We start from the raw sequence: 6,621 nt of genomic DNA, 5'->3' as shown, positions 1-6,621 counted from the left end.
GCGCTGATGCTCGGGGAGGGCATCGCATACCTGAGCTCAGAGTCGTTGCACGAGACCCCGTTCGCGACGGCGTTCCGTGACGGCGGCCCGTGGCTCGACGGCGCGCTCGCCGCGCTCCAGGCGAACCGGGGACTGCTGGCCGGGCTCCTCGACGCGCATCTCGGCGGGGTCGGCTACGAGCAGCCGCGCGCGGGCTATCTGGCCTGGCTGGACCTGCGCTCGCTCGGCTGGGGCGATGATCCGGCAGCGGTCGCCCTCGAGCGGGCGAAGGTCGCGCTGCTCCCCGGGTTGCTCTTCGGCACTCCGGGCGCCGGTTTCGCCCGGCTCAACTTCGGCTGCTCACCCGAGGTGCTCAGCGAGGCCGTCTCGCGGATCGCCGCGGCGACCTGAGCCGCACCGGCACCCGGCTGGGTGTGCCGGCGCGACCCGGTCAGCGACGGTAGTTCGGGGCCTCGACCACGATTTGCACGTCGTGCGGGTGCGATTCCTTGAGCCCGGCGGAGGTGATCCGCACGAACTTGCCCTTCTGCTTGAGCTCGTCGATCGTGCGCGCGCCGACGTAGAACATCGACTGGCGGAGGCCGCCGATGAGCTGGTACGCGACGGCGGAGACCGGACCGCGGTACGGAACCTGCCCCTCGATGCCCTCGGGGATGAGCTTGTCGTCGGAGGGGACGTCCGACTGGAAGTAGCGATCCTTCGAATAGGAGGTCTTGTTACCGCGGGTCTGCAGCGCGCCGAGCGAGCCCATGCCGCGGTAGGTCTTGAACTGCTTACCGTTGACGAAAACGAGCTCTCCCGGGCTCTCGTCGCAGCCGGCGAGGAGCGAGCCGAGCATGACGGTGTCCGCGCCGGCGACGAGCGCCTTGGCGATGTCACCGGAGTACTGCAGTCCGCCGTCGGCGATGACCGGGATCCCGGTCTCACGCGCGGCGAGGGAGGCCTGGTAGACCGCCGTGATCTGGGGGACGCCGACGCCTGCGACGATGCGGGTCGTGCAGATGGAGCCCGGGCCGACGCCGACCTTGATCGCGTCCGCGCCCGCGTCGATGAGCGCCTGGGCGCCGCTCCGGGTGGCGACGTTGCCGCCGATGACATCAACGACCGCGAAGGCCGGGTCGGTCTTGAGCCGGCGGATGATCTCGAGCACGCCGGCGCTGTCGCCGTTGGCGGTGTCGACGACGAGCACGTCGACCCCCGCGTCGAGCAGCGCGGTCGCGCGCTGCCACGCGTCGCCGAAGAAGCCGATGGCCGCGCCGACGCGCAGCCGGCCGGCGTCGTCCTTCGTCGCGTGCGGGTATTCCTCGCTCTTGTCGAAGTCCTTGACGGTGATCAGGCCGGTGAGCCGGCCGGCGTCGTCGACGAGAGGAAGCTTCTCGATCTTGTGGGTGGCGAAGATGGCCACCGCGTCCATCGGCGCCATGCCGACCTTGCCGGTGATGAGCGGCATCCGCGTCATCACCTCGCGCACCCGCATCGTGTGCTTCTGGGTGGCCGTGACGAAGCGCATATCGCGGTTCGTGATGATGCCGACGAGCACGCCGTCTCCATCGACGACGGGGAGTCCGCTGATCCGGAACTGCCGGCAGAGGGCGTCGACGTCCGCGACGGTGGCCTCCGGCGAAGTTGTTACCGGATTGGTAATCATCCCGGATTCGCTGCGTTTGACGAGATCGACCTGCTCGGCCTGGTCCGCGATCGACAGGTTGCGGTGCAGGACACCGAGCCCCCCTTCGCGGGCCATGGCGATGGCCATCCTGGTCTCGGTGACCGTGTCCATGGCGCTCGAAAGCAGGGGCGTCGCGACGCTGATTCTCCGGGTCAACCGCGACATTGTCACTGCTTCACTGGGAATGACGTCGGTGTGTCCTGGCAGGAGCAGGACGTCGTCGTAGGTAAGCCCGGTGAAACCGAACGGATCTGGCTGATCCATGAAACCCCTTTTTGCTGGTGCAGAGAAATAACAGAAGAGTCCGGGAATTCGTGGAAACGACCGGTTCCCCAATGTTAAGCGACTTCTCCGCGCGCGCATTCCTTGAGGACGGAAACGATTCCGAGGACCACTCCGAAACATTTGCGACATAATCGGGACGTACTGTCGACGAAGAAGTTGGCAGGGGCCGGTTCACCCGAGTTTTTTCCCCTCGACCACCCCGAGGCCCCGCCCGTTCACGGAGGTTACGTTTTGACACCATTCATGCAGCGAACACGTACGGCAGGCCTCCTGTCGTCCCGGCGGATGCTCGCCGGTCTCCTGCTCATCGGAGTCGCCAGTCTGGGCCTGATGGGCCTCGGCGCGACGAGTGCTTCCGCGGCGACGGCCGTCCCGACTACGGCGTGTGTGGCCAATGCCACCACAGGCTGTATCCAGGGCACGATCAAGCAGGGCAACGGCGACCCCGCCGTCGGCGTGAGGCTCACGGTCACGAACGGTGACACGACCGAGAACCTCGTGACGGATGCCGCGGGCAAGTGGGGCGTGGCCATCACGGTCGCAGGCCCCTCAACCGTCACCCTCGACACCACGAGCCTGCCGAGCGGGAACACCCTCGACCCGAGCATCGCCAACCCGGCAACCGTCAATGGCGGCCTGGGTCGCAACGCCGGCACCATCTTCAAGCTGGTCAGCGGGGAAAGCACCGGCCTCTCGACCTCTGCCCCGTCGACGGGTGACTCCGCGACGACCGGCTCCGTCACGTGGGAGCGCTTCCTCCAGCAGGCCGCGTCGGGCATCCGCCTCGGGTTGCTGCTCGCCCTCGCCTCCGTCGGCCTCTCGCTGATCTACGGGACGACCGGGCTGAGCAACTTCGCCCACGGCGAGCAGGTGACCCTCGGCGGCCTGCTGGCATTCGTGCTCGCCAACCAGCTCGGTCTCAACCTCTTCCTCGCCGCCTTCCTCACCGTCGCGGTCTGCGCGGCGACCGGGTACTTCCAGGATGCGCTGATCTGGAAGCCACTGCGCAAGCGCGGCCTGCCGAACACCCAGCTGATGATCGTGACCATCGGGCTCTCGATCGCGCTGCAGTACGCGTTCCAGTTCTTCATCGGGGCCAAGACCGTCCGGATCGACAAGGCCAACCCGGTCACCGTCGAAATCGGCCCGATCACCCTCTCGGTTCAGTCGCTCTGGGCGATGGGCATCGCCGTTGCGGTCATCATCCTCGTCGGGCTGTTCCTGCTCCGGTCCCGGATCGGCCGGGCCACCCGCGCCGTTTCGGACAACCCCTCGCTCGCCGCGGCCTCCGGGATCGACGTCGACGCCATCATCCGCCTGGTCTGGACGGCCTCCGCCGGACTCGCCGGTCTCGCCGGCGTCATGCTCGGCCTCGTGCTCAATGGCGTGAACTGGCAGACCGGCCTGCAGCTGCTGCTGCTGATGTTCGCCGCGGTCACCCTCGGCGGCCTCGGCACCGCGTTCGGCGCCCTCGCCGGCGCGATGATCATCGGCATGGTCGTCGAGCTCACGAACCTCGTGCTCCCCGGCGACTTCAAGTACGCCACGGCACTGCTCATTCTCATCCTCGTCCTGCTCGTCAGGCCACAAGGCATTTTCGGGCGCCGAGAGCGCATCGGTTAGGAAGGACAAGACCGTGAATGAATTTCTGACGACCCTGACGGCGATTGCCGCCTCCGCCTTCTCGCCATCGACGGCGGCACTCGCCATCGCAGCCATCGGACTCAACATCCACTTCGGCTACACCGGCCTGCTCAACATGGGCCAGGCCGGGTTCATGCTCGTCGGCGCATACGCCTTCGCCATCTCCATCGTCGCCGGGATCCCGCTGTTCCCCGCCGTGCTGATCGCACTCGTCGCCGCGGCGGTCTTCGCACTCATCCTCGGCGTTCCGACGCTGAAGCTGCGCGGTGACTACCTCGCGATCGTCACGATCTCGGCCGCAGAGATCGTGCGGATGATCGGGCGCTCGTCGCTCCTCACCGACATCACCGGCGGCTCGAACGGTCTCACCGGCCAGAGCTACCGAGGCCCGTTCACCGACCTCTCCTTCCTCGGCGACGGCCAGACCACCCTCGGCCCGTTCACCTACGACAACACCGGCTCCAACGGCTGGTGGATCCGCCTGGTCGCGTGGTCCATCGTCGGGATCCTCTGCCTCTTCGTGTTCCTGCTGATGCGCAGCCCGTGGGGTCGCGTACTCCGCGGCATCCGGGAAGACGAGGATGCGATCCGCAGCCTCGGCAAGAACGTCTACAGCTACAAGATGCAGGCGCTCATCCTCGGCGGCACCATCGGAGCGCTCGGCGGCATCATCTACGTGCTGCCGGCATCCGTTCAGGCGGACAGCATGGGACGATCGATGACGTTCTTCGTGTGGACAGCACTGTTGCTCGGCGGCGCCGCGACCGTGTTCGGGCCCGTGCTCGGCTCGATCATCTTCTTCGCCCTGCGCCTGTTCGTGCAGGGTGTCGCCGGCCAGTTCGTGCCGGACAGCATCATGAACGGCCAGCAGGCCGAACAGTTCTCCTGGATCCTGATCGGTGTGGTGCTCATGCTCGTGGTCATCTTCAGACCCCAGGGTGTACTCGGTAACAAGAAGGAGCTGAGCTTCAATGTCAACTGATCTCGGAGTCACCGTCGCCCCGACAGCCGCTGCGGCAGCCGCAACCGCGAGCGTCGCCGCCGTCTCCCCCCTTCCCGGCGTCCCCAAGCCAGACCCGATCCTGGTCGTCGACAACATCGTGCGGCAGTTCGGCGGCATGACCGCCGTCAACGTGCCGCACCTCGAGGTACAGCGCGGAATCATCACGGCCCTGATCGGCCCGAACGGCGCGGGCAAGACCACGTTCTTCAACCTGATCACGGGCTTCGACAAGCCGAGCTCCGCTCCGCGCCTCATCGGCGGCCCGAAGTCCGACCAGGCAGCCCGCTCGATGTTCAACGGGCGTTCGGTCAACAACATGGGTGCGGCGAAGGTCGCCCAGCGCGGCATGGTGCGCACCTTCCAGCTCACGAAGGCGCTCAGCAGGCTCACCGTGCTCGAGAACATGCTCCTCGGCGCGAAGGACCAGCCAGGCGAAAACCTCTTCGCCGCGGTGATCAAGCCGCTCTGGGCTGCGCGCGAACGGGAGATCACGGCGCAGGCCGAGGACCTCCTGCAGCGGTTCAAGCTGCTCGAGAAGAAGAACGACATGGCCGGCAGCCTCTCCGGCGGCCAGAAGAAGCTCCTGGAGATGGCGCGGGCGCTCATGAGCGAACCGACCATGATCATGCTCGACGAGCCGATGGCCGGGGTCAACCCCGCACTCACCCAGTCGCTGCTCGGGCACATCAAGTCTCTCCGCGACGAGGGCATGACCGTCCTGTTCGTCGAGCACGACATGCACATGGTGCGGCACATCTCCGACTGGGTCGTCGTGATGGCCGAGGGCAAGGTCGTTGCGGAGGGTCCGTCGGCCACCGTCATGGACGACCAGGCCGTGATCGACGCCTACCTCGGCGCGCACCACGACACCGACCTCGGCGACGACTCGCTCCTCACGGACGAAGTCGCGGAGGAACTGGCCAAAGAGGTCGAACTCGAAAACCGCACGGAAGGCGACGCGTAGTCATGGTTGTACCCACAGGCTCTCCCGCTCCGGTCCTGCAGGCGACGGATCTCGTCGCCGGCTATGTTCCCGGGGTCAATATCCTCAACGGCTGCAACCTGGATGTCTACCCCGGTGAGCTCATCGGAATCATCGGCCCGAACGGCGCGGGCAAGTCCACGCTGCTCAAGGCACTGTTCGGACTGGTGTCCGTCCGCAGCGGCAACGTCACGCTCAAGGGCGAAGACATCACCGGTTTCAAGGCGAACCGCCTCGTGCAGGCCGGCGTCGGCTTCGTCCCCCAGAACAACAACGTGTTCCCCTCCCTCACGATCGAGGAGAACCTGCAGATGGGCCTGTACCTGCGGCCCAAGCTGCTCGTCGAGCGTCTCGACGCGATCTTCGACCTGTTCCCCGCCCTCGCCGACCGCCGCAACCAGCGCGCCGGTTCGCTCTCCGGCGGCGAACGCCAGTCGGTCGCGATGGCGCGTGCGCTCATGATGGACCCGTCCGTACTGCTCCTCGACGAGCCGTCCGCCGGCCTCTCCCCGGTGCGTCAGGACGAGACCTTCATCCGCACCCGCCGCATCAACAAGACCGGCGTCACGATCGTGATGGTCGAGCAGAACGCGCGCCGCTGCCTGCAGATCTGCGACCGCGGGTACGTGCTCGATCAGGGCCGCAATGCCTACACAGGCACCGGCCGCGAGCTCGCCGACGACCCCAAGGTCATCGAGCTCTACCTCGGCACCCTCGCCAAGGACGTCGACGCTGAGAAGGACGAGAAGCCCGTCAGCATCGCCTGACCCGCCCGCACCGCCGAGAGGCCCGTGCCAGCCCCCTGGGGGCAGGCACGGGCCTTTTCGTGTCCCCGGCGACATCCGCCGCTGCGCCCGTCTGCTCAGGCGCTCCCGCAACGGCGGGCGCGGGCTGCCGAAACCGGCGCCGGTGCGGCTGGAAACCTCGCTGAGGGGTCGCACATCGAGGTTCACGGGGTCGGCGAACGTCGATCTGCGACACCTCAGCGAAAGAGCGGATGCTGGCGAGCACGCGAGCACTCCGGTCACGACGAGGATG

5 protein-coding genes and 1 pseudogene are annotated in these 6,621 nt (G+C 67.1%); 5 read left to right on the top strand and 1 reads right to left on the bottom strand.

All coding sequences use genetic code 11. The annotated features are described in order from the left end of the window. Positions 1-390, top strand: a pseudogene (locus tag QN345_RS14020) (hypothetical protein); the annotation flags it as partial. Between the two features lie 40 nt (positions 391-430). Here QN345_RS14020 and guaB read toward each other — a convergent pair. Continuing rightward, complete coding sequence (gene guaB / locus QN345_RS14015) at positions 431-1,933, bottom strand: IMP dehydrogenase (protein WP_322188414.1); 1,503 nt, start codon at positions 1,931-1,933, stop codon at positions 431-433. 264 nt (positions 1,934-2,197) lie between these two features. Here guaB and QN345_RS14010 point away from each other — a divergent pair, with 264 nt between their 5' ends. Genes QN345_RS14010 through QN345_RS13995 form a run of 4 tightly spaced genes read left to right on the top strand, consistent with a single transcriptional unit; the run spans position 2,198 to position 6,350 of the window. Further along, positions 2,198-3,577 carry a branched-chain amino acid ABC transporter permease gene (locus QN345_RS14010; protein WP_134449937.1) on the top strand — a complete coding sequence of 460 codons (1,380 nt, stop codon included), beginning with the start codon at positions 2,198-2,200 and terminating at the stop codon, positions 3,575-3,577. Between the two features lie 13 nt (positions 3,578-3,590). Then, positions 3,591-4,580, top strand: coding sequence for a branched-chain amino acid ABC transporter permease (locus tag QN345_RS14005; protein WP_134449936.1), 990 nt, complete (start codon positions 3,591-3,593; stop codon positions 4,578-4,580). Then, positions 4,570-5,565, top strand: a complete 996-nt coding sequence (locus QN345_RS14000; RefSeq protein ID WP_134449935.1) for an ABC transporter ATP-binding protein — start codon at positions 4,570-4,572, stop codon at positions 5,563-5,565. Before QN345_RS14005 ends, QN345_RS14000 begins: the two co-directional genes overlap by 11 nt. 2 nt (positions 5,566-5,567) lie before the next feature. Next, positions 5,568-6,350, top strand: a complete 783-nt coding sequence (locus QN345_RS13995; protein ID WP_134449934.1) for an ABC transporter ATP-binding protein — start codon at positions 5,568-5,570, stop codon at positions 6,348-6,350. Positions 6,351-6,621 lie beyond the last annotated feature (271 nt).

The sequence above is a fragment of the Cryobacterium sp. 10I1 genome (assembly GCF_035019805.1).
Taxonomy (GTDB): Bacteria; Actinomycetota; Actinomycetes; order Actinomycetales; family Microbacteriaceae; genus Cryobacterium; species Cryobacterium glucosi.
This window is presented reverse-complemented; position numbering and strand designations above follow the sequence as displayed.